This window comes from Amycolatopsis sp. NPDC088138, from assembly GCF_044741685.1.
Lineage (GTDB): Bacteria > Actinomycetota > Actinomycetes > Mycobacteriales > Pseudonocardiaceae > Amycolatopsis.
The window spans coordinates 1-23,172 of sequence record NZ_JBIUTB010000001.1; the positions used below are offsets into that span (position 1 = coordinate 1).

19 protein-coding genes and 1 pseudogene are annotated in these 23,172 nt (G+C 65.6%); 10 read left to right on the forward strand and 10 right to left on the reverse strand.

Annotated features, from left to right (window positions below):
• The coding region (locus tag ACIOD2_RS00005; protein ID WP_400532512.1) for an MFS transporter at window positions 1-626 on the reverse strand (626 nt) is incomplete at its 3' end.
• A gap of 450 nt (window positions 627-1,076) precedes the next feature.
• Between ACIOD2_RS00005 and ACIOD2_RS00010 the strand changes: the two genes are divergently transcribed.
• Complete coding sequence (locus tag ACIOD2_RS00010; protein ID WP_400532514.1) at window positions 1,077-1,520, forward strand: hypothetical protein; 444 nt, start codon at window positions 1,077-1,079, stop codon at window positions 1,518-1,520.
• Between the two features lie 35 nt (window positions 1,521-1,555).
• Here ACIOD2_RS00010 and ACIOD2_RS00015 read toward each other — a convergent pair.
• Window positions 1,556-1,861, reverse strand: a pseudogene (locus ACIOD2_RS00015) (response regulator); the annotation flags it as partial.
• 627 nt (window positions 1,862-2,488) lie between these two features.
• On the opposite strand from ACIOD2_RS00015, the gene ACIOD2_RS00020 reads away from it, so the two are divergent.
• Window positions 2,489-3,007 (forward strand): hypothetical protein, encoded by a 519-nt coding sequence (locus ACIOD2_RS00020; protein ID WP_400532516.1) that lies wholly within the window; start codon window positions 2,489-2,491, stop codon window positions 3,005-3,007.
• 8 nt (window positions 3,008-3,015) lie between these two features.
• Here the strand turns inward: ACIOD2_RS00020 and ACIOD2_RS00025 are convergent, their stop codons facing one another.
• On the reverse strand, window positions 3,016-3,423 hold the full coding sequence (locus ACIOD2_RS00025; RefSeq protein ID WP_400532518.1) for an Lsr2 family protein: 408 nt from the start codon (window positions 3,421-3,423) through the stop codon (window positions 3,016-3,018).
• A 974-nt stretch (window positions 3,424-4,397) separates the two neighbouring features.
• Here ACIOD2_RS00025 and ACIOD2_RS00030 point away from each other — a divergent pair.
• The 7 genes from ACIOD2_RS00030 (at window position 4,398) to ACIOD2_RS00060 (ending at window position 9,433) form a co-directional block, all read left to right on the forward strand.
• Complete coding sequence (locus ACIOD2_RS00030) at window positions 4,398-4,754, forward strand: hypothetical protein (protein ID WP_400532519.1); 357 nt, start codon at window positions 4,398-4,400, stop codon at window positions 4,752-4,754.
• Between the two features lie 52 nt (window positions 4,755-4,806).
• Window positions 4,807-5,307 carry a SigE family RNA polymerase sigma factor gene (locus ACIOD2_RS00035; RefSeq protein ID WP_400532521.1) on the forward strand — a complete coding sequence of 167 codons (501 nt, stop codon included), beginning with the start codon at window positions 4,807-4,809 and terminating at the stop codon, window positions 5,305-5,307.
• Window positions 5,307-6,350 (forward strand): hypothetical protein, encoded by a 1,044-nt coding sequence (locus tag ACIOD2_RS00040; protein ID WP_400532523.1) that lies wholly within the window; start codon window positions 5,307-5,309, stop codon window positions 6,348-6,350. Before ACIOD2_RS00035 ends, ACIOD2_RS00040 begins: the two co-directional genes overlap by 1 nt.
• Before the next feature lie 502 nt (window positions 6,351-6,852).
• Window positions 6,853-7,809, forward strand: a complete 957-nt coding sequence (locus ACIOD2_RS00045; protein ID WP_400532525.1) for a NucA/NucB deoxyribonuclease domain-containing protein — start codon at window positions 6,853-6,855, stop codon at window positions 7,807-7,809.
• A 22-nt stretch (window positions 7,810-7,831) separates the two neighbouring features.
• A complete protein-coding gene (locus ACIOD2_RS00050) occupies window positions 7,832-8,332 on the forward strand; it encodes a hypothetical protein (RefSeq protein WP_400532526.1) in 501 nt (166 codons plus the stop codon).
• Window positions 8,333-8,858: 526 nt separating this feature from the next.
• Window positions 8,859-9,272, forward strand: coding sequence for a hypothetical protein (locus ACIOD2_RS00055; RefSeq protein ID WP_400532528.1), 414 nt, complete (start codon window positions 8,859-8,861; stop codon window positions 9,270-9,272).
• A complete protein-coding gene (locus tag ACIOD2_RS00060) occupies window positions 9,257-9,433 on the forward strand; it encodes a hypothetical protein (RefSeq protein WP_400532530.1) in 177 nt (58 codons plus the stop codon). The genes ACIOD2_RS00055 and ACIOD2_RS00060 overlap by 16 nt, the downstream gene beginning before the upstream one ends.
• Window positions 9,434-10,076: 643 nt before the next feature.
• Here ACIOD2_RS00060 and ACIOD2_RS00065 read toward each other — a convergent pair.
• From ACIOD2_RS00065 to ACIOD2_RS00095, 7 genes are all read right to left on the reverse strand, one after another.
• Window positions 10,077-10,463, reverse strand: a complete 387-nt coding sequence (locus ACIOD2_RS00065; RefSeq protein WP_400532531.1) for a hypothetical protein — start codon at window positions 10,461-10,463, stop codon at window positions 10,077-10,079.
• Window positions 10,464-11,661: 1,198 nt separating this feature from the next.
• Complete coding sequence (locus tag ACIOD2_RS00070; protein ID WP_400532533.1) at window positions 11,662-11,808, reverse strand: hypothetical protein; 147 nt, start codon at window positions 11,806-11,808, stop codon at window positions 11,662-11,664.
• Window positions 11,809-11,863: 55 nt separating this feature from the next.
• A complete protein-coding gene (locus ACIOD2_RS00075; RefSeq protein ID WP_400532535.1) occupies window positions 11,864-12,667 on the reverse strand; it encodes a hypothetical protein in 804 nt (267 codons plus the stop codon).
• Between the two features lie 1,062 nt (window positions 12,668-13,729).
• Window positions 13,730-15,499, reverse strand: coding sequence for a pentapeptide repeat-containing protein (locus ACIOD2_RS00080; protein WP_400532537.1), 1,770 nt, complete (start codon window positions 15,497-15,499; stop codon window positions 13,730-13,732).
• 1,096 nt (window positions 15,500-16,595) lie between these two features.
• The gene (locus ACIOD2_RS00085) at window positions 16,596-19,979 is read right to left on the reverse strand and encodes a hypothetical protein (RefSeq protein ID WP_400532539.1); all 3,384 of its coding nucleotides are present in this window, start codon (window positions 19,977-19,979) and stop codon (window positions 16,596-16,598) included.
• Between the two features lie 17 nt (window positions 19,980-19,996).
• On the reverse strand, window positions 19,997-20,341 hold the full coding sequence (locus ACIOD2_RS00090; RefSeq protein WP_400532541.1) for a hypothetical protein: 345 nt from the start codon (window positions 20,339-20,341) through the stop codon (window positions 19,997-19,999).
• A gap of 515 nt (window positions 20,342-20,856) precedes the next feature.
• Window positions 20,857-22,041, reverse strand: coding sequence for a hypothetical protein (locus ACIOD2_RS00095; RefSeq protein WP_400532543.1), 1,185 nt, complete (start codon window positions 22,039-22,041; stop codon window positions 20,857-20,859).
• Window positions 22,042-22,064: 23 nt separating this feature from the next.
• Between ACIOD2_RS00095 and ACIOD2_RS00100 the strand changes: the two genes are divergently transcribed.
• On the forward strand, window positions 22,065-23,111 hold the full coding sequence (locus tag ACIOD2_RS00100) for a hypothetical protein (RefSeq protein WP_400532545.1): 1,047 nt from the start codon (window positions 22,065-22,067) through the stop codon (window positions 23,109-23,111).
• Window positions 23,112-23,172: the final 61 nt, after the last annotated feature.

Here is a 23,172-nt window from a genome sequence, read left to right on the forward strand (position 1 = left end):
TGTTCGGGCAGCAGGATCGGGGCGAGCGCGACGGCGGCGATCATGACGGGCACGTTGATGAGGAAGACCGAGCCCCACGAGAAGTTGTTCAGCAGCAGGCCGCCGACGATCGGGCCGATCGCGGCGCCGCCGGTCAGGGCTCCGCTCCAGGTCGCGATGGCCGTTTTGCGCTGGGCGGGTTCGCGGAACATGGTGCGGATCAGGGCCAGCGAGGTCGGTGTCAGGGTGGCGGCACCGACGCCGAGCAGTATCCGGCAGGCGATGAGCATGGTGGGCGTGGTGGAGAACGCGGCTCCTGCGGACGCGATTCCGAACACGGCGGCGCCGATGATGAGCAGTGTGCGGCGGCCGATTCTGTCTCCGGCCCAGCCCATGGTGATCAGCAGGCCGGCGAGGACGAAGCTGTAGACGTCCATGATCCACAGCAGTTGGGTGGCACTGGGCTTGAGTGTTTCGCTGATCATCGGGAGGGCGAAGCCGAGTACGGAGATGTCGATGGAGATGAGCAGGGTGACCAGGGAGATCACGCCCAGTCCCAGCCATTGCCGGGTGCCGGCCTGGTGGGGGATCGTGGCCAGGAGCGGTCGGCGGGGTGTTGGTGCGACACGGTCTGCGAGGTTCGTCATGCCGTCAGGCTGAGCGGCCTCGCTGACCGTTCACTGACAGAGCTGCAGGGCGATTGTCAGCAGGTGTCAGGCTCGCGCCGGCGGGGAATCGATCACTGGGCGGTTTCGGCCCGGCCACGCCGGGTGGTCGCCGTGCTGGATGCCACGGTCGTGCGGACCACGCAAAGTGCTCCAGCCGTCAATGCCGTGACCGCAAGTCTTGCCACTCTTGCCTTTGTCATCTTCTTCTCGTTGGGGGATTGACGAGGGCTGCGTGACAGCGCTTTGAGGGAATTCTGAAAGACGGCCATGCTTTCATTTGTCCGGAACTCGCAAAGCCTCCCATGATCTGGCGGGCGACGTTGTGCAGGGCCCGTCACCTGGCCACCCAGCCGATCATCGGACAGGTGGCCAAGCTGCGGGGGCGGCGCTTCCCCAGTCGCTGCCTCCGCAGTCCCTGGGGTGAAACGTATGCATCGCGGCACGGCCGCCGCGATGTCTTCTTCGCTGAGGAGTGCGGGTGCCCGTCAGGCGAGCCTTGCCGAGGTGTACCTGCCGGCCGGTCAACCGGAGCGAGCCGTCATCGAGTCGCGCCGCGCCAACGAACTTGTCCCGCACGGTGCGTCTCTGCGTGTGCTCGGCATTGCTCACGAAGCGCTCGGTGACTTGCCGACGAGCGCTTCCCGGTTCGAGGCCGGGATCGAATTCTTCAAAGCTCGGGGCGCCGAGTCGGACGAGGCGGAGTTGCTGTGGCATCTCGGCCGGGTGCGCCGGCTGCTGGGGGACGACAATGGTGCCAGGAAGGCGCTGTTCGCCGCAATGATTCGCTATCGCAGGCTCGGCTACGCCGAGGCGGACCAGGTGCTTGCGGAGATCTCCTACGTAACCGAAGTGCTGACGCAGCAGGACGCTTGAACCGGACGGCGGTGCGCTCGCCGAAGCCTGCTCCGGGGCTTCGGCAGGTAGTCGTCCGCGCCGAGGGACAGCCCCGCCACCCGGTCGGCGACGGTGGCGGCGGCGGTCAGCATGAGCACCCGCGTGCGCAGTGGCTCCCGCATCAGCCGGCGGCACACCTCGTCGCCGGGCACTCCCGGCAGATCCCGGTCCAGGACCACCACGTCGTAATCCACCTCGACGGTCCGGTCGAGCGCCGCTGCCCCATCGAAGGCCACGTCGACCGCCATGCCCTCGCGCCGCAGTACCCGCGCCACCGACTTAGCGAGCCGCACGTGATCCTCGACCACCAAGACCCTCATCCATCGCCCTCCCCGCCCCCGAGTCGGGCTCCGGACCGAAACGCCAGCGTACGGGTGAGACGGTCACACAGGCGTCACAACGACTTGACCGGATCCCCGTACACACGCGGAATACCGAGTTCATGGTCCGCAACGGCCGAGGTCCAGCTGTTCGGCGTCGACGCTGGTCGTTCGGGGGCGACCCCGCCGCCCAGCCCGCGGCCGGGGACCACGCGTACCGGGTGGAACTTCTGGCCGAGCTCATCAGCACCTCCGGGCCAACCCCGGTCGTAGATTCGGACGCTGTCGCAGAGCCCCGGCTGGCCAAGGAGATACGTCACGGCTCGGCGTGACAGTATCGAGCGTGCCGTTGCACGACGAAGCGGCCGCTGTGACGGTTAGTGCAAAGGCGTGCCCGTCGTCATCAGACGTCGTCGACCCGACTTGAGGGTCGAAGAAGCTCCGCTGGCCATTCGTGACAGGCACGGACGTCCTCGTGACCAGGTAATATTTCTGATCGTCGGCCAAGTCGAAGGTCCTCAACTGCTTCCCGTCGAGATTGCGGGCTGTACCCGTGAGTTACTCGCCTCGGCGTCCGACGACACCTTGGCCGGTTGTCGGGGAGGCGCTGACAGGGGGTAAGAGCAGATGGCTTGGTCTTCGCTCTCCGCGGTCGCGAGCGCCGTGATCGCTTTGGTTGCAGTCGTGGTCAACGTGGCCTTGTTCCGGACTGCTCGACGCGCCGAAGACGAGCGTGCGCGGCAGCAGCGGATGCCCGTTCTTGTGTCCTTTGGAGAGTCGGATGGCGGAATCCGAGTGACGAACGTCGGGTGGGGACCGGCGTTGAACGTGTTCATGGCGAGCTGGCGGTCCGACGATTGCGAGCAGCGGATTCCGCTGGCCGCCGATGCCGACGTCGGAGGGAACTGGTTCCATCCCGTTCACCTGCAACCCGTACCGGTCGGCGGAGTGGAGCGGATTCCGGCGGTCTACCGAACCACGATGGTGCCCGGCGTGACCAGCTTCGGGATCATTTACACGGACCAGAACGGCCAGCACTACACGACGACGGTCAGCGACGAGGGGACGATCGTGCGTCGAGGTAACCTGTTACCGCCCTGGCCCGGTATCAAGATTCCTTATCCGGGCGAGCTGCACGGTGCATAGCTCGGCGGTCACTTCCGCGCGGCGGCGACCTTCTTGCGGGGCGCGCGCTTGCGGGTCGTTTTGGCGGATTCGGCTTCTTGCGCCTGGGCGGCGTCGTAGGCGGCGATCACCTCGGAGGAGAGACGTCCACGCTCGGAGACCTCGAAGCCGTTGGCGTTGGCCCACGCCCGGATCTGCTGGTTGCGTTCGCGGTCCGACGAGGTTGTGGTCGGCTGGCCGGTTGCGACGCGGACCTTACGTCCGCCGGTGCGACGGCCGGCGCTGATGTAGCGGGCGAGTTCGTCGCGCAGGGATGCCGCGTTTTCGTCAGAGAGGTCGATCTCGTAGGTGACGCCGTCCAGGGAAAACGGGACGGTGTGCGCGGCAAGGGTGCCGTCGATGTCGTCGAGCATCTCGACGAGGACCTTCTGGGCCATTCCTGCTCCTTGATGCGGTATATACCAGTATGTGAATGTGGGAAAAGTCGTGTTCCTTGGTGGAGTATATACACACTGGCCGCATCGGGAAAATTTCTCGCCCTCCTGCAGCTCGTATCAATGATCCGCTGCTCCGTCTGACTGAGATGAATAGGATCTGCGAGAGGAGAAGTCACCGTGGAACCGGAAGACGTGCCAGGCGGCAACGTGAATCTGCAAGTTGCAAATGCGGAGCTCGTGGCGGACCGGCCGACGCCCTGTCGTTACGATTGGCTTGTCCGGCCAGGCGATCCGTCGCGGTCACCGGTCAACCTCGTTCGATGGCCTGTGTCCGGATCTTGAGCGGCAGTCGACGTTTCTTTCGATTGATTGCCTGGCGCTGGTACGAGCTGGGCATCGCGCTCAACAGGGTCGCCCGAGTGTCTGGAAGCGGTTTCTGGTCTGTTCGGAGTAGTAGGCGAGTTGGAGGTTGGCCTGCTTGGCGAATTCCTGTCGGCCCGGTACGCGCCTGAGGGCTCGCAGTCGGCGGCTGGGTCGGTGTCGAAAGTGATGAACAGATTCGTGCTTACGAGCAGGTTTGCCTGTTCGCCTGTTCCTCCTAGAGCACACGTCAACGTCATCGCGTAGCGCGCTGCTTGGACGGGTCTCAGGCCGAACAGGTTTGCGAGCGACGTGGATCTTCGACTGAATCGGGTCGCGGCTGGGTGTCGGCACCTTAGCTGTAGCGGCCTAGCTTGCCGTTAGATGCTCCGATTCTGATCGGTCCCGCGCCGCAGTCGGTTTGCCTCGGGTCGCGACGTACTGATCGGTCGTCGGGTGTCCAGGTTGGCGACACGGCATCCGAGGACAAGCGCCAGCCGAGCGCACCACCTGTATAACGAAGTATATCGCGAGGCGTAGGTCACTCGATCGAACGTCTGTTCTATGCCTGCTACCTTCTTGCCTTTGTTGATCGGAGAGTTCGAGGAGGTCTCGTGGCGTGGTTGCTGTCCGAGCGGGCCAGTGGTCGCACTTGGCGGGTGGGCGACAGCGATCTCGCCTGGGAGATCGGGGGCTACGACCTGGCACGGTTCGAGCTTCACGTGTTGGACGAGGAGGTCGTCGGCGCACCGGACGGGAGGCCGGACTCGGCGTCGGCTGGTCGGCCGTCACTAAGTTCGCGATGGCGCTCGTTTCGGCAATGGAGTACGCCTGCACATCGTCGCGGCGGTGCTGATCGCCGCGACGATGTGGTCGCTCTGGCCATTCCGGTCCAGCTGCGCCTGGTACGGCCGCCGCGTCCTGACCGGCAATTCGTCGCGGCACGCCCGTCGCAGTTCGCGGGTTCGTAAAAAGTTCTGCGTGGCAGTACACGGATCGTGCGCGGCGGCAGTCTTCATAGTGATGGCTGACTACGACGACTTCGTCCGAGCGCACCTGCCGCGGTTGCTGCGCTACGCGACGATGCTGACCGGTGAGCGGGAACAGGCCGCTGACCTGGTGCAGGACGTGCTGGTGAAGGCGTACCGACGGTGGTCTCGGATCAGCGACGCCGACCACCCCGACCGTTACGTCCTGCGGATGGTGACCAACGACTACCTGTCCTGGCGGCGCAGCCGGTCGGCGAGGCTGATCGCCGTGGGCGACCCGCCGGACGAGGCACGGCCGGATGACTTCGCCTCGGACCACGCGGCACGCGAGGACATGTGGCAGCGCCTGGCGCGGTTGCCCCGGCGCCAGCGCGCGGTCGTGGTGCTCCGGTACTACGAGCAGCTCGCCGACGCCGACATCGCCGGCCTGCTCGGCTGCGCCCAGGCCACCGTGCGAGCCCACGCCCGCAAAGCCCTGACGACCCTGCGAAACGGCCTGAGCGTCGATCGGATGGCCCAGGTGAAGGAGAGCTGATGGACATCGAGAACCTGATCAAGGACACCTTCACCGCCCACGAGCAGGACGCCCCTGACAGCGACCAGGTGCTGGCGGCCACGCGTCAGCGCCTCGACCGCAGGCGCGCTGTGGTGAGCCCTCCGCTCGGGGCCGCCGCCGGGGTGGTCCTGCTCGTCTTGGCCGCGGTCGGCGTCGTCGCGCTGAACCGGCCCGCGCACGACGACCAGGTAGCCACGGGTACCAGCCGGACCAGCGGTCCGGCCCCCGTCAAGGCACCGGCCGAGACGGCCGCCGCGGAGCTGACCATGCCCTATTCGCTCGGCTGGCTGCCGCCGGGCAAGGCCGACTACCTCGTGCGCCGGATCAACACCGGTGGCAGTGCGGCGAACCCCGACAAGCCGGTGTACGGCGGCGAGTACATGCTGACCGTCACGTCCGGGCGTCAGGTCCTGCTCGTGGACGTGCAGGAAATGAAAATGATGCCGGTCGAGCAGGCTGCCTTCAAGTCCGGTCCGGGCCAGCCTGTCACCCTCGGCGGGCGGGCCGGCGTGGAGAGCTCGCACTCCGGCGGCCCGGGCGGTTACGAGGTGTACTTGACCCACCCCGACGGCGGGTCGCTGTATGTCAACGTGGCCGCACAGCCGGGCAGCACGGCGTCGGCGCAGCAGCTGATCGACGCGGGCCGTCGCGTCGCGGAGAACGTTGCCTTCCCGGGCAAGACCACTGTCACCCCGGCGTTCGGCCTCGGCAAGCTGCCCGACGGCCTGCGGATGTGCACGTTCGACGTCGAGAAGGGCGGCCCGGGCGGTTCGCGCACGAGCTACTCGGTCGGCACGTGCAGCACTCGGCCGCCGGTCCAGGTCCGCACCGACGAGGCCGCCCGGGTGCGCGGTGCCGCGGGCCAATCGGTCCAGGGACACGAGACCCGCTATCTGGACGAGAAAGGTTACCGAACGCTCTGGGTCCTCAAGGCCGTCCACGACGCGCCGATTGCCGTCGTGGGCTCCAGCGCGCAGGCGGAGCTGTACGCCATCGCGGACCACCTCGTCCTACCCCGCTGAGGTCTGCGGGTCCTCTTCGGACGCGACCGAGGAGGACCCACGGCCGGCGGCCAATGAGCAGCGTTCGCAGCTGGTCGTGCACTACGGCCTTGATGAATGCAGCTCGTTCAGGTGTATGCCGAGCACCACGACTACCAGCCGGAGTGGAGCCCGTGACGGAACTAGCAGAAGCCGGAACGCACGCTCTTCGACATGAGCGGATGTCCGCACCGCACGAGTCTCGCACTGAGTGAAGGATCCGCGTGCTGCCGGTTGGCGATGTCCAGGTGCTACGGCGAGATCGCCCCAGACTCCGGCAACCGCGGCGCGTTCCCGGCCGTCGGGCAGGACGAGGCACCGCTGACCTGACCCCAGCTGGTCGTGTCCGGCGAGGTCGTCGGCAGGCGCGACGCCGAAGACGTCGTCAAGCTGGATCTTGTGGGCGTCGAGTCGACCGGCTAACCCCGAGCGGCCTCGGCGGTGTGCGTCGACGCAGGCGAGTACCAGCTACAGCTGCAACACCGTGAACCTGGAGAAGTCGCAGCTGCCCGAAGCCGCCCCAGCAGAAGCGCTGAAGCACGAGCAGAACCAGGCCAACCGCTCTCCGCCCGCGCACACCAACGGTGTGTCCCTGGACTGCACCATCGGTCAGAACCCCAACCGGTGGACCTCCTGCAGCAGCCGGGTCTGGGTCGTCAACAACTACGTGGTGGTTAACGGCACACCGGTGTGGCGAGGATCAATGTCGATCCGTGTCGCCTCCTCAGTCGAGTTCGCCGAAGGGGACGGCAGCGACTGGTTCCTCGACACCACGGTCACGGTCGAGGATGCGAAGGAAAGCCGGGCCGCCGGCGCCGCCGGGACCATGTGGACTGGCTGCTTCCAGCACCAGGACAAGTGCACCACCTCGCAGCTGCAGGGAACCAACGGCGAGCCGGAGAACGTGAGCCTGACCAAGGACGCGCCCGTCGACAAGACCTACACCCAGTACGCCGGGACGATGGCCAACAACCAGATTCGCCCGCTGGACGGGTTCCTCGGCTCGCGTGTCGAGGTGCGGCCCGCCAGCGGCAATGCCGCCGTCGTCACCTACGACACCCGTTCGAACCCGGCGGTCGGGCCAGTGGCGCAGCACGTGTTCACCGCCATCCGCACACTGCCCAGTCACTGGGGTGATCCCCGGCACGGCCAGGCCCTGAATCGCGTCACCGACGACAAGACCATCGAGAGCAACCGCAACGCGGTCTGCGGCGGGGTCACCGTGCCCACCGGCCAGTCCTGCGACGAGTACCCGCTCGCGTCGGCTGATCAGGGTGGTACGTATGCGGCACCGAATAACCGGTTAATCGCGGTGGTTCCCCTTCAGGCGAACAACAGCCAAGGTGGTTTGACCAGCTCCGCCTACGACCTCTACCGTGTCCTGGACGGCAATGATTTCTATGTCCAGGCGGTCCTCGCTGACGGCAGTTCCGCCTGGTAAACGGGGCGGGAGAATCCGAGCGGTGCCTGAAGATGTCACGGACGTGGTACTGACCATTCCCGCTATGGACGGCCAGTACCACGTCCGTACTCGACCAGGTGTCGAGAATGACTGGCCGGGTAGCGCCGACGGGCTGCTGGTCGGTGAGGACAACTGGGTCACCGTGCTGTGTGGCACTCAGTTCGGGCCTGTCGACCTCACCGTCCGCCGGCACCCCGGACGCCCCGCGGAGGCTATCGCCGCGGATTGGGACATGAGTGCCGAGTGGTCGCTCGAATCGGCGCGCGGCGAGTTGCTGATCCGCGACATTTACAGCAGCAACGATCCGACCATCATCGCCACCCCGACTGGGTGGCTTCGGCTCCGTATCTCGGTGCGAGGGCGGCTGGCCGCGTCCCAGGTGCAAGGTCAGATCAACGAACCGGTGGAGAGTCATCTGCTTGAGGCCTGGCCCGTCGATATCCGTGAGGAACCCCTTGTGGCTCGCGGGCCGGACGAGCTTGCGCAGTACCTCGTCGGCTGAAGCCGCGGCTGCGTTGGATAGCCAACGCTGCGGTCCGGGGCAACACGGGCGTTCAATGCCAGGCCGGCCGGCTGGGATGCTCGCGGGGCGGCGGGAGTAGATCGCAGTCATGCGAAGCAGCTTCCCGCCTATGTCCAGGATCGCGTCCCACACGGACTGGGCAGTCGGACGGTGGGCAGCCAAGCCGCGCGGATAGACGCCGAGCGGGACTGGTGGCTCGGCGCTGCTGCGGCGTGTGTTCCGCCCGCCAGCGGTCGGCGAAACCGGAGCGGGGTGAAGCCAAGTGCGAGGCGGTGTTGTTCGGGCTGTCCCTCTATACGCGCGGCATAGTGAAAAGACGTGGCTGATCACCGGTGGTGGAGACAAGAGGTCGCGTAAGCCCGAGCGGCCCGGCGTCGGCCGACTACACCCGCGAAACCGGTCTCACCGAGCTACCGCTTCATAGCAGTCCGGTGGGACACCGGATGGGTAACGGTTCGGCGCACATCCGTGCTGGAACCGGGCGTACCCGGCATACGCTGCGCGCATGTCCGAGACACAGGGGGGCGGCGGCGAGGGATTTCCGCCGGTGACTCCACCACAGCACCAGCCCTACGGCCAGTTCCCGGCCGCGCCGCCCCAGGCCACCCGTGTCGAGCGGCCGGCGCCGGTGCAGCGGGCGGCGTTCGCCTGGTGGGGCGCGGTCGTGTGCTGGTTCCTTGGTTCGCTGCTCAGCCAGGTATTGGGCGGGACCCTCTTCCATTTCACGACGCACCAGTCGGTGCGGCTCGGCGACGGCACGGTGGAGACCAGCACGACGGAAGGGCCGCTCCCTGTCGGGGCTGCGGTGGTCCCGCTTCTGCTGCTGGGCGCGTTGTGGGCGCTACTGGTCTACGGGATGTACCGCGGGGCGGCTGGGCACGCACCCTGCTGGCGATCTTCGGCGTGCTGGGCATCCTGAACGTGGTGGTGCAGCTGATCGGGCTCACGACCGCGGGCCTGACGAACGGCGGCAACCTCGCGCACCTGATGTTCTACCTCGGTGTGCTGGTCTTGTCGATCGCCGGCTTCGTCCTGATGTACCGCGACGGCGCCACGCCGTTCTTCGTCAAGCGCCGGTGAGCGGCGGTGAGGAACTCCTGCTCGATGGCATTGTTGCTCAACACGAGCACGGCCCGGTAGGCCTCGTGCGCCTCGGCGTCGCGGTCGAGGCGGTGCCGCAAGTGGCCTTAGCTGCAGAAACAGGCCCTGGTTCTCGGAGACCTCAGCTGGTACACGGCGTGGGCCGATATGCGACGGATCGCTATCAGCTACATCCCCCGACGTCAGTAGCGCGTGGTACAACTCGCGCGTCCACTGATCCACCGAGAAGGAGGAGTTCCCCGCGGAATCGGCGGGGAACGCCTCCTCAGGAAACGATAAATGACGTCATTCCGATAATTGCCGAGCAAAAGTTTTGTCGTCGGCTGTTCGAATCCGGTTCGTCACGTCGGCGGGTTCCACGTTGCGCGTGCGGAGTCGCCAGGAGGACGGCTCGGCCGTGCCCCTCCGTGAACACTGCGGGAACTACTTATCAGCTGCATCCTGGTATGACGCAACACCAGTGAAGAACGTCAGGAGCTACCTTTACACCTGGCGCGGCAACCAGTTCTTCACCTTAGCTGCCACCGGCGACCTTACCGCCGAAACCGATCTGGCAGGTACTGGTGTGCTTCGGGCGAGCCGAGCCGTCGCAGGCGACGACCCGGCGGCTAAAGCGCCGAGGTCAGTCCCTGTGGTTCTTGAAGTACCGCATTGCGGCTTGGAACGCCGTAGCGACAGCCGCGACGACCAGGCCGGTCGGCGTGGAAGAGCCGGCGAACTTGACGATCAGGAAGCTCGCGACCGGGAGAGCGATGATCGACAGCAGCATCGGTACGGAAAGTGAACTCAGCTGCCACGTCCACGTCTTCAGCGGCGCGGATCGAGTCGAGCAGGCAGCCGGCACCGTGCGGACCGCGCGCTCCAGGCGCGAGTACGGGTCGGCTTCCATGACCGCAACGGAGAGGGTTGCCAGGAATCTGCGGAACTCCTTCCGCTCAGCCGCAGATTCCGGCCTAGGCACAGCTATCAGCGCGTCGAGGAAAACGTTCTTCACCTTGTTGGTCGTCACGAGGTCACCTGTTTGATGGCCACGACCGTTGAGGAGCAGCAACTCCCTGGGAACGGTCACAGCCGCTCTCCGGAGAAGTGCACGAAGGGTTCGGATCCGCATCTGCTCGAGACGCGCCGGATTGCCCAGGCTGCAGCGGAAGGACGTGCCGGACGCCAGTGTGTCCACATCCCCCAACTCGTCCAGCAGCTTCGCGACCTGGCGATGAATCCGGCTGGCCGCGAACCGGGCTCCCCACGCACCGGGCTCCCCACGCACCGGCGAATACGTACACGACGAGCAGCAGGCTGGGGCCCATCACGAACGGAATAGCCACCGATCGAGCTTCGGGCAGCAGCGGCTCAACCAGCCGGTACGCGAACGAGGCGAGGATCACGCTCGACAGGATGAGGTACAGAGACCCGTACTCGGCCCGATGGGCACTCCAGCGAGCCCGGCGAGCTTCGGCGGCCGAACACAATCCTTCGTCGACGAATACCGCGAAGAAACTCAATGATATCTCGCGGAAGCAGCCGTTTCTCAGGCGCTCGCGCAGCTCCGCCATACCCATTCCCTCCCGCCGGATCTGAGCATCCGACCCTATCGGGAACATATGGTACGTCGAAGAACTCGATCTCGTGCGAGGGTTCGTCCAGCCACACCACCGTCCGGTCGGATGCGTAACGAACTCCCGCAGTCGTTCGGTGTTGCGGGGGTGCAGCAGCCACCAGTCCGGCATTACCACCTGCGGCGTTTCAAACAGGGCGCGAGTCTTCCCGACCGAAGAGTCCCCGGGCAGCAGCACGAAGCCGCCCTGTCGCCCGCCAGGGTGAGCTTCGTGCGGAGGTCGGCTTCGAAGTACCGGGCACGTACAGCGGTAGCTCTCCAACTCGGGCTGCTCGTGCTCGGGTGGCTGGGCGGTGTGGATCGCGTCGTGTACGCCCAGCAGCCGCGGTCGCGCGTCGCGGACCTGCACCGCACTGGTGCGGGCGCTGCTGGTGGGAGTTCGCGACCCGCCGCCGCGGCGGTACTCATGCGCAGCACTTGTGTGGATGGTTGCCAACGAGTCTCACCGAACGCCTGCAAGACACAATTGCACTCGGTCACTCTGCGCTATACTGAGTGTGTGGGATATCTCCCCAACCGCGGGAGATATCCCACGGGTGGGATTCAAGGCCCCCATTGATCACGCAAAGGTGGGAAATCTCGCGCGTCGCCCTCAGGTGATAGGGGTGACACTGACGCCGCCGAGCTTGGGGGGCAAGCCCTGGATCTCTTCGGCCTTGCCCTGGAACCTGACGATCGCGGGCCTGACCGCTTCCGGTGCCACGAGCGCGAACTTGCCGTCGCGCAGCATCTCGTACAACCGGTGGGTGTCCGTCGACAGTTGTCCCGCACCGCGGGATCTCCGGGATTAGCGCCTAACTCAACGTGGCATCCCCAAATGCGACACTGATATCCACGACTCCCTTGCTGTACGGATAGTCATCCGCCGCCGTGATCTGAAGCTGACTGACGTTTTCTAACGAGATGTCCAGCATGGTTGGGCCACTTGATGAAACTAGCTTTATTGGTGGCGCCAACGCTCGACCGGTCAGGCTGTCAGAGATATTCACTGTGCACGAACTTCTCTTAAAGTCATGCACGTCGCTCGGTAATCCAACGGTCGCCTTTAGTCGATGAAAACTTGCAACATCGTATATCGCCTTGCCGCCGCCGCGGTAGTTAAAGCAAGAAAGTTTCAGACTGTTCGGATAACTGACTTTTCCGATGCTGACGCCGGTCAGGCTGCTAGTGTAGTTGCCAACTTGATTCGGAAGGCTGCCTAAGTAGGTGCTAGGCCCTGACGAATCAGGCGCCGCTGGCGTGCTCGAAGCCGGGCTTGACTGCGGAGTTCTTGACTCTGCCGAAGGTTCGCTCGGTGGAGTTGTCGAAGGTGGCAAATAGGTGGCCGATGAGGGTTGCACAGTTGGCGGAGGCTCCTTTATTGACGCGCTGGTCATAGACAAAGAGACCCAAATAGATATCACGCCAAAGATGATTGCGACCAGGCCGATGATAGAGAGGTTCCGGGAAGCTTGTTGCGAAAATGGAACTCCCGCTCGCGGATGAAACACCCGTTTCAGTAATAGCTCGCCACCCGTAAAAGATGCTGTAAGCAGGCCCACGCCTATGACGACCAGTCCTACCCCGGCAATAAAGATCGACGTCGTACCCGCATCCATGGGGCTTCCTAGGACTCGTGCGTGCGACAGCTGACGTACGCGGCTCGAAGCGCTCTGCGGAGACACGCCTTGACCAGCTAGTCGCTCGCCGATGCCAAGGGGTTACAACCCCCGCTGGCATGTCCAGGCGAGGAAAGAAGCTTAGGACCGTGACGTTGAGCTTGATGGACTACTCGCCATCTCACGCCCAAGCACCCAGGCGAATGCGACTTCGAGCGAGGGATGTACCCGAAGAATCTCGACGTGGATGAGATTGTGTCCGATTTAAGCGAAGATGGGCAGGTATCTGCCGGACGTGCGACTGTTGGACCTAGTCGAGCCGGTCAGCAACTCTTGGGACGCTAGTGTCACCCGATGGTCAACTCGCTAGCTTAGCAGAATCAGTTAACACCTTGGAAGGCTTCACGTCCTTGGCCTCCGAGAGGGTCCGGGATAGCTCAGCTCGGACCTGGTCGCGGAGGGCGGTTTCACTTATCGCCCCGGCCAATTCACGCGCAGCGTTCAACCGTCGGTCTTCCTGGCTTTCTTCACGCATCATCGAACCTTGTTTACCCATGTTCGCTCTCGCACGATTGGACTGTACGAAGAAACTCCGGATGTCAGATTCGTCACGACGCCGGCCATGTCGGAAACTATGCTCGCATATTGATCTCCTCCGGCTCCCGCGTAAATATTGCCAAACCAATTCCAAGCAACAGTAGAATAGATCCCATTGACGCGAAAATGATGCCGGGTCCACCCGAACCGCTTGCAGATGCGGCCCCGTCAGGCGCGGATCCCCGAACCCCTCGACGTCCGCGACCACGATCAGGTGATGCCGTGACCCCGACTCCCGCTCTGCCATCGCCCGCCCCTCGCCCCACCGGATAAACGCAGGATCTGACCCATAGTGGCAAAACCGGCTCGACAGGTAGCCAGTAGACGGAGTAGTCGTGCTCCACGAATTGCTGCACATCGATGCCGATTGTGCTCAGTTTGCTGCAACCTGTGCCCAGCGATGCCCAGGCCGCCAACGATGTGCGCGCCGACGCGAAACTACGGATCGGAAGGTCGTCGCGGTCTCTATCGTTTGACCCGGGCGCGTACGGCGAGTGCAGCCAGGGCAAGCAGGATCGGGCCGACGAATCGGGCCACCATGACCGCCCAGGTTCCTACTGTTGTCAATTTCTGGCCAGCGTCGCGGAACACGACCGCGCCCAGCGCGATGCGCACCGAAGTATCGAGACGGTCAAGTGTCCATCGGCCATTGCTCGGTGGCAGGTGTGGCGTAACGTCTGTAGAGGTAGTCACGGTCTCCTGGCCGCCGCCAGGGACTGCACGAGTTACCGTCTTGGACTGCGACGTCGGTCCAGCGGCGGGAAGGCCGCAGGTGATCAATACAACAGCCAGTACGGCGACTACCCCGGCAAGCGCGGTGACGGCGCGTGATGCGCGCTGCCCGTATCCTGAGATCAGCCAGTAAGCCCAGAGCACTGCTCGTTCGACGGGGGACGTCCCGACAGCATTTCGGCGGGCCTCTTGCTCACCGAAGTAGAAGTCCCCAGCGCCGGCTTCGTTCTTGCCGTCCTCAAGCGCCTTGCGCAACGAGCGATATAGGGCCGCCAACCGGTTCGGCCCAACCTGTTCCACCTGCTCGGTATCGAACGGTTCAGAAGCAAGCCACCCTGACGTCGGGTTCCGCTGAGCTCGCCATGGATGCTCCTCGAATATCACCTGCCGTCTGGGACGCCAAAAGGCCCGCAGTGGCCGCGCCGACTGCTGGAAGGGACTATCGCCCTCGATGCGCAGCTTGTCCAGGTGATGCGCCCCCGCGAAGCGACACCACCGCAAATCAACGTCGGTCAGTGCCAGTTCTGACACGTCGGTCCTGCGAAGAGATGTCAGCACCGGACGGTGATCAATGGAGCTGTTCTTCTTGTGCCAGCTCCTGACCTGCGCTTCTGCGGCGCGTGTAGTCGCTGAGGGCCCGAGCGACGAGACCGAGCCCAAAAACACTTCAGCGAGATTGACCCGGCCGTGTCGGATACGCAGTTCCACACCTCCGGAAAAACGCGCCCGCTGGCAAGTGACCTCTCCAGCCTCGGCCTCGACGACAACCGCGACACCGAACTGCGTCCCACAGACGTCCAGTTGGTCGGCCGTCAGAGGGCCTAGGCGCTCGCACGTGAGGAAGATCGCTCCCCTGAAGGAGGCGTTCTTGGTGATGATCGCGTCGCGAAAGTCGGCGTCCTTGGTGAAGGTCGTGTTGTTGAAGGCGGCGCCCTCGGTGAAGGTCGCACCGCGGAAGGAGGCGTGGTGGATGAAGGTCGCGTCGTCGAAGGAGGCGTTCTTGGTGAAAGTCGCTTCGCGGAAGGCGGCGCCTCCGGTGAAGGTTGTGTGGTCGAAGGCGGCGTGCTGGGTGAAGGTCGCGTCGTCGAAGTAGGCGTCCTTGGTGAAGGTCGCGCGTTTGAAGGAGGCGTCCTCAGTGAAGGTCGCGTCGTCGAAGTAGGTGTCCCCGCTGAAGGTTGTGTTGTCGAAGTCGGCCGGCTCGGTGAAAGTCGCGTCGCGGAAGTCAGCGCGACCGAGTTGCGCCCTTGGAGGTGATGAATCGCGTGGTGTGAAGGCCTGTGTGAGCCGCCTGATCAACTCCGAATCGAGGGTGGTACCGCGAACGTCGATGTCAGCCCCAGGAGACAGCTCCGAGAGGAACGTGTCGAGATCCGTTGGGTCTAGGTGCGCAAGACAGCGGTCAATACCGCCGATCTGAACTCCACCACACCGATCGTCTGGTTCCCCAAGAATTATCGCGCACCTGGGCCAGTCCTCGCTGCTGACCGAGTCCTTGGTGGTCATCGTGGGCAGCCGTGTAGCTTGCCGAGAAAAGTTCCTACCCCGAGGTCCGGTTGCTGCACGGAATCCTGCGCCAGGGCATCGGCGTTCTGCAGTGTGGAGACCCTGCTGTCATCGAACAGCCCCATATCGTCGAGGAGACAGCGGTCTTGCCACAACGCGGCGGCTGTGCGGACCGGTTGGGCTGAGGGGTAGGGGATCTGAGGGCGGGTCATGGGGGCATGACATCAGAAATCGAGCTCTGTTGCGACCCTTGGTTACGTGTCCTGCACTGATCACTGTATAACGCACTATTCATTGGCGATTTGGTGAACCGTAGTGACGGCCGGTACACGTGTCCGCCAGATCAAGCACCGGTCAGACCGAATGATCGTCGTCCGTATGCGCCGGTTCGGCGGTGATCGCTGCCCACGGTATCCGAGGCCGGGATTGGGGTGCCACGTGCGGATCGGCGCCACCGGGCTCGAGAGGCGGCCGCGTCGGCGACGAGGGTGTTGATCACCTCGAATGCGGCTCGTCCTGGCGCGCGGAAGGCGTGAACGAGTCGCGCGGCGTTGCGCCGGCTGTACTGAACAACCCGCATCGGTGACGCGCGGATCGATCGTTGTCCCGATGTTGGCAAAGCGTCGGCGGGTACCGGGTGGCGGTCACCCAGTCGAGGTCAGGCACCAGTTCCACGGCCAGCTCCGAATGCTGACATGTTCCCCGGCACGCATGTCCGTCAGGACATGCTGGGACACAGCGCGCCGACGGCGCTCTGCTGAGAGGACCGGACCCCACCTTCGTTCCCCGCACCTCCGAATCCGGTTCGTCGAGCCGCGACGGCGCCCGGCTATCCCTGACACCGCGGGTGGTGTGCGGGTTTCCCGGAGGAGAAGGAGCCTCGGTTCGCTGGCGCGGAAGACCTGAGCTGAGCCGAGCTGCTCCAGCGCGGGCTGCCCGGAGCCCGGAACGATCTGCCCTGGACAGCCGGTCCACATCGGCAGTTGCGGACAAGGAGTGCTCCGCGGCACTGTCGCGGCGCCGCCCTGATTCGCGGCGATGGAGAACTTGCTCGCCGGCGTCCCGGAGAAGCCGCTGTCCGAGTCGGATTGCCGATTCAGAGAGGTGACAACTCGTCGGCGATCGCGACCAGCGCCTCTGGGTGTTTGCGGCGGAGAGTGGGAAGCAAGGCAGTCCAGGGGCAGGTGCGCAGCAGCAACCCGGTGTGATCGGCAATGTCCAAGCCACTGTGGGAAGCGAGTTGCGCCAGCGCCCGGACGCGGGCCAACCGGTCCCCAACGGTTTCAACGGTGGCCTTGGCCCTGGCGAATTCTCCCGCCGAAGCCAAAGCTCCGGCCAGCGCACCACGCTGGCGGTCCGCCAACGGAGGCTGGTCGACGTCGGCGAGGGCATGTTCGGCTCGGTCCGCCCAGTAACGGGCCTGTAGACCATTCAGTTCGACCAGTTCGACCATCGCTCGCACCCGCAGGTACGGGTCCGAGATGGAGTCGGCTAAGGCACCGGCCTCGGCGAGATCTCCGCTCGCAGCGGCCAGGTTCGAAAGCCTGTTCTGGGTCCAGCCGCGCCGGAAGGGTGCCTCGACGAAATCCAGCAGCCTCGACGCTCCTTCGCAGTCCCCTGCCTGGTAGTGGTGGATGGCTATAGCCGACCAGGTCCAGTCTCGCTCGACAGGGTCGGAGACTTCCTGCGCTTTGGCGGTTGCGGAGCTGAAGTCTCCTGAAGCCGCAAGGGCTGATGCCCAATGCTGAGGGGTGGACTCCTGCTCAGAGCAACGCCGCGCTCGGCTCAACAGCGCAGGACGGTCTTCGGCCGGTGCGGCCGGCACGAGCGAAAGCACGATGAGTGGATCCGTCATCGCATCTATCAGTGTCCAGGCAGCCTGATGGCGTCCGGAGCGGAGGAGCGCGCGGCACACCATGGCTCGAGAAGCGGAATTGGCATCGGGAAGTGCGAGTGTTACACGATAAGCTTCATCGATATAGCCGCGCATGGCGGCTGCCTGGGCCACTGCATCGACAGCATGCAGACGACGAGGTTCGGGTAAGTTGCCGGTCAATGCCTGCGCTCGTTCGACGTGACCTGACGAAGCCAGTGCGTTCGCGAGCGGCTCCAGGTCGCGATCGCGCCAACCGTGGTCCCGCTGAGTCCGAGCCGCGACCTCGGCGCGGAGCACCAGGTCGACCGCTGGTTCGAGCCGTCCGTTCCTGGCGCACACATACGCCATGGACGCCAGGGTGTCCGGGGGATCTTGGATCGGGTTGCCGGTCAGCGTCTCCAATGCCGCGGACGCGTCGCCGCTGAGGAGGGATTCGAAAGCCAAAGCCGACGCGGTGACTGTGTGTATATCGGATGAGTCCGCCGGCTCTTGGCCGATCAGGAAGTCAAGGCGTTGGTGGACTCGCTCCGCGTAATCGGCGCGCCCCGCGGCTTGTGCTGCATCGAGAAGTGCGAGAAGCATCTCGACCCGCGCTGCAGGCGAGAGAGGTTCTGTCAGGTAATCGAAGTACTCGGCGGGCGGATCCTGCCGAGTCAGGTAATCGAAATGACCCTGAGCCTCGTCGAACCCGTCAAGTTCGTTCGCTAACTCGATGGCGTGGTCCAGATCGCCTGAAAGTGCCATTGCCTTGACTAGTTGCGCCAATCCCGCGGGCCATGGCTCGAAGACCGCCAGAGTCGACTCGGCGACCTGCACCAGGTGCAGACCTGCTGGGCGTTGGTCCCCGCGCAACGCGCCGGTGGCGAGGTCGCACAGAACCAGGAATCTCATTTCGTGATCGGCTACAGTTTCCGCAGCAACCAGGGCGCGACGGAAATCGCCACGCGCTCCATACAGCAAAGCGATCCGGACAGTCCGCACATCGGGTCGGCTGGAGGACGGCATTACCTCCCCGGCTTCCGCTACAAAGCCGCGTTCCGCGAGTGTCAACGACAAGGTGACAGCGTCGTCCTCGGGAATCTGACCGTCTCCCAAAGCGCGTATGACCGTCATGGCGCGATCGAGGTTGCCGAGTTCCGCGCTGGCGATCGCGATTTTGGCGTACGCCGCGGGACGGTTGTCCGGAGGCATGGAACCGGCCAGGGCATCCGCTCGATCGAAAAATCCGAGGTATTCCCACACCGCGGGAGCTTGGACCGGTATCCAGGTGTTGCGATCGACGAGGTGCTCGCGGTGGACAGCCAGCCGCGCCATGGCCGCGACGTCCAGCGGCTCCTGGCCGAGAACGAGATCCTGTACCTCGCGGATCTCCTCAAGGGCTGCACTGTCACTGCCCGAAAGGGCGAGCATCCGATCGTGCCGGGCGGAGTCGGTGATGCAGCCGATGACCCGGTCGATGTCTCCGGACGAGACCAAGAGCCGGAAGTAGCCGGACAGCAGGTATTCCGGTGTGTCGGGTGGCCACCCCGATTCGCGATAGCCGTCAGCCCAGGCGTGGAGACGCTCGACGTACTGGTCCAGGGCCGTGCGACCGAGGAACGTGCGGGCACTGCTCTGGAGTTCCTCGTGGCCCAGGATGTACGTCTCAGTACTCCCGCGCCAGCGTCCTGTTCGCGTTCGAAACGTTCGTCCTGCCACCGTGTGCAGGTGGTCGTCGATCACCCAACGCTCTTCGCCCGTCAACTCGGCGAGGTCGGCGCTGCTCACGCCACCGACGGCGGCGGTGACCAGGCCGAGCAGGTCACGCTGGGTTTGGTCTCCGGTCAGCAGCCTCTTGAGCTCCCGTTGCATGTCGCCGCGGATGACGCGTGCTTGCGCAGACTCCGCCAAGTCGTGGACGATAGATGTGTCGAACAGCGGATGATCAGGCAGGACATCACTGGGGACCGGCGGGTTCGGGCGACCTGCGACGATTACCTTCATCGCCTCCGGTGGATCTGGCGGGAGCAGAGCGGCGATGCTGTGTGCGTCAGGCCCGGTCGTCACGCCACGGTCCTCGTCGAGGCCGTCGACGAGGAGGACGAATTGTTCCGCTCGTTCCCGGCACAAAGCTGCGGCTTCACGGAGCATCCCAAGCAGGTGGGCCTCTCGCGTGTACTCCGTCATGTACGGCGGCACTGGTTCGTCCAGAATGGTCGCCAGTTGCTCGAAGACGTTGTCGATGAAGGCCCTGCGATCGCTCTGCCCAGCTAGACGAGCCGTGACGAAGAACGAAACGATGCGCACGCCCGGCGGCGGGTTCAAGACGAACCAGGACATCAACGCCGACTTGCCGGTCCACGCCTTCGCTCGCCACCAGGCGTATCGGGGGCCGGTCGTCGTGGTCGTGCAGAACTCCGTGAGCTCCAGGAGCTCGCGGTCTCGTCCGAGGAGCGAGGGCGGGGCGATCCGCCGCACCTGTTCCCGGTAGCGGGTGCGGACCGGAAGCCCCGTGTGCAGGCAGACGTCTCCGATGTGGACGCCGGAATTCGCGTAGCCGCCGTGGGCCGCGTCCGCTGATCCCGTGCGGCTGACGTCGATGTTCCCGGAGCCGATGTCATGCACCGGGCGACGTTTGCTCATCAGGAGTCGACGCCGGTGTTGGCGTCGCCTTGGCCTGACGCGTCCGCGTCACCGGTGCGTTCGACGCTCACCGAGCCGGTGGGAGCATTGCCGCGGAACCCCGTGTTCGCCCGGCCGCTGCCGTGCGCGGTCGCCGCGCCGGTTCTGGACACCCTGATCGTTGTCGCCGAGGTGGGAGATCGCACAGCCGCCCAGACCGCGACGCCGATCGCGGCCACCGCACCCAGCGCCGAGATGGCCGCGGCTACCTTGTTCGCGTCGTCCCAGCGGGCGATGGTGAACCAGCCGGCCAGGCCGGCGACCCCCACGCACGTGGCGACCAGCGCGATCCGTCCCTTGGTCATGCTTGGTCATCGCTCGTGGGACGCCGGGTGCAACAGCGGTTGCGAAGCTGTGTCCTTCACGAGGGAGCGCGGGAACGGGCGATCGAGGAGCGCGGCGAGGTGATCCCGCTCGTCCGGGCGGTGCACGACCTGCTCTTCCCGTGCCGCGGCAGCCGCTCGAGCGAACTTCGCGACAGTTCGCGGAGCTCGCCCGGTTCCGCCCGGGTGTGATCCGGTGACGCCAAGCGAGCCGGACGGATCGGCAACGATGATCGTCCATCCTTCGCCAGGCCGGAGAACAGCAGCTCGTCGCCGGGCGGTCCGGGACCGGCGAAGCGGACTTCCGCTCACGAAGCCGCCCGTTTCGCAACCCACGTCGGTCGGGTGGAGGCCGAGTTCGGCGTCGGCCTCCCGGACTGGAGGAGAGCAAGACCCGCTTTAGCGCGGGTGAGTTCCTTGTCAGGAAAAGACTTGGACTTCAATCAGCAGACACGGCGGGGCCGGGCTGCAGGGGAGCGGTCGCCGTCGGGGTGAGGCTAGGCCGGTTCGGCGTCGGCCATCAGGGTGCGCAGGCGGACACCGTGGTCGGTGACCTGGCCGAGCAGGTGGTGGCCGGCCTCTTCGCCCCACAGCTTGCCGACCAGCTGCCGGTACTCCGGCAGCCGCGGCAGCTTGCTGTCCAGCCGGAAGAGGATGGCCAGCGGCCGCCGCTGCCACCACCGGCGGATCCAGTCGGCCGGCTGCGTCACCAGCGCGGCGCCGTAGCTCGTCGGCAGTGCCGGGCCGGCGGCGGCTTTCACGGCCTTCTCGGTGAGGTTGAGCATCTCGGTCAGTGACACGATTTCGCGCTCGGGGCCACTGGCTTCGGCCAGCAGAGCCTGGTATCTGGCCAGCAGCTTCCGGCGCTCGCGGATGGTGTCGGCGGTGCGCAGCGCGGCCTTGAAGTCGCCGAAGTAGCGGCGATAGCGGCGGAATTCGTGGCGCACGCGCAGCAGCTGCTCCGGGACGTCGTCGAGCGACGAAGCACGCGAGAGCACCAGCGCGCTGATGGGCGGGATCGGGATGGTCGACATCGCTGTCCACTCGGCGACGAGATCACCGCCGTTGAGTGGCTCGTCGAGCGATTCGGAGACCTTGTCGTAGAGCCGGCGCGGCAGCGAACGGTACGTCTTCTGCAACGTGCCCGCGACGAACGGCACCCGGTCGAAGTCCGGGAAGTAGTCCAGGCCGTGGGCGGCGGCCACGAGAAGGTAGCCGTTCCCGCGGTACATCCGCTCCTTGACCGAGCAATCCCCGCAGCTGGCGTACCCGCCGAGCGCGTCGACCTGGGTGAGGAGGTTGTTCAGTCCGGCCGTGTAGTCCAGGCCGGTCACCGCGCCGGTCGCGTCGACGGCGTGCTCGTGGCCCCCGGCGTCGAGGGCGATGCGTTTCGCGAGCTCGTCCGGCAGCCGCAGCATGACGCGCCGGAGTTCCTCGGGGGACAGGCTCGGCTGGAACGTGCGGTACAGCCCTTCCCCGCCGAGCCGCCGGCCCATGAAGTTGTGGTGCTCGTCCGCCGCGCCCAGCGCTTCCAAGCGGTCGAGGAGCACCACCGCTTCGCAGAGGGCACAGAGATCGAGGAACAACGGCAAGGTCAGGGTTTCCGGACGGCTCAGCACCGTGCTGGCGTTGGCGACCAAGGTCTGCGTCACCAGCGCCACGTTTTCCCCGGTTTCGGCCATGCCGCTCATTCTATGCTGGGGCGATGACTCACCTCCTCGATCTCGGGACCACGCGCGTCGAGGCGACGGAGTTCACCGGAGGCGACCTGACCGCCGTACGCGAGCTGGTGGAGCGCGGCGAGATCGTGCTCCTGCGCGACGAGATCCCCCGGAGCGGCTCCCTCGACCAATGGCCGCGGGACGTCGCGGAGTCGATCGGCGAGTGCGCGGTGGTGCCGCTGTCGTGCCTGACCGGGGCGGGCGGCCCGCGTTATCCGCTCGTGGCGGGCCGGCGCGAAAGCATCCGCTTCCTCTGCTCATACGCCGAACGCGTGCCGCCGCAGCCGTTTCCCTTCGAGACGCGACCGGTGGTGACGGACTACCGCGAGTTCCGGCACCTGTGGACGGCCGCCCCGCGGGAGACGACGCTCGACCCGGACGGCTTCGCCATCGGCACCACGCTGGCCCAGCTGCATTCCCGCAACGTCCTGCACGGCGACGCCCATCGCGGCAACTGGCTGTTCGATCGCGACGGCACGGCGTTGGTGCACGATCCGCGGCCGGTTTTCCTGCACTGCCGGCCGAGCGCGGAGCAGTGCGCGACGGACCTCCGCCCGCTGCTGCCCGCCCTGACCCCGGGCGGCTGGCAGAGTTTCCGCCTGGGCTATCGCCGGGCCTGGCCGGAGGAGGGGCGCGTGATCGACCTGGTCCAGCTCGGCGACCGGACCGGCTGGGCGGCCGCGTTCCGCGTCGGCGACTTCGCCCGGGCCGTCGAGCTGACGGCTGGCCAGCTCGACGCCGAAGACACGCCGATCGTGCGGGTCATGCTGCTGGCGAACCGGGCGATGGCCTTGAGCCGTACCGGCCGGCACGACGAGGCATTGGGGGACTGTCACGCTGCCTTGAAGCTGGCGAAGCAGCGTTGCCCCCACGTGGCGAACGGACTGGGGCTCGCGCTGGCTGTCGTGCTGTCCGGCCAGGGGATGCGGACCGAAGCGGTGGATGCCCTGCGGCCGGTGAGTGACCAGCCCGAGCAACTGCTCGCCCGGCTGGTCCGCCCGGGCGCTCAGCTGCCGATCATGAACCTGTGAGCGGGTTTCGAGACCGAATTCCCGGCGCAGGCCCGTCGGCGAGAACTGCGAGCACCTCCAG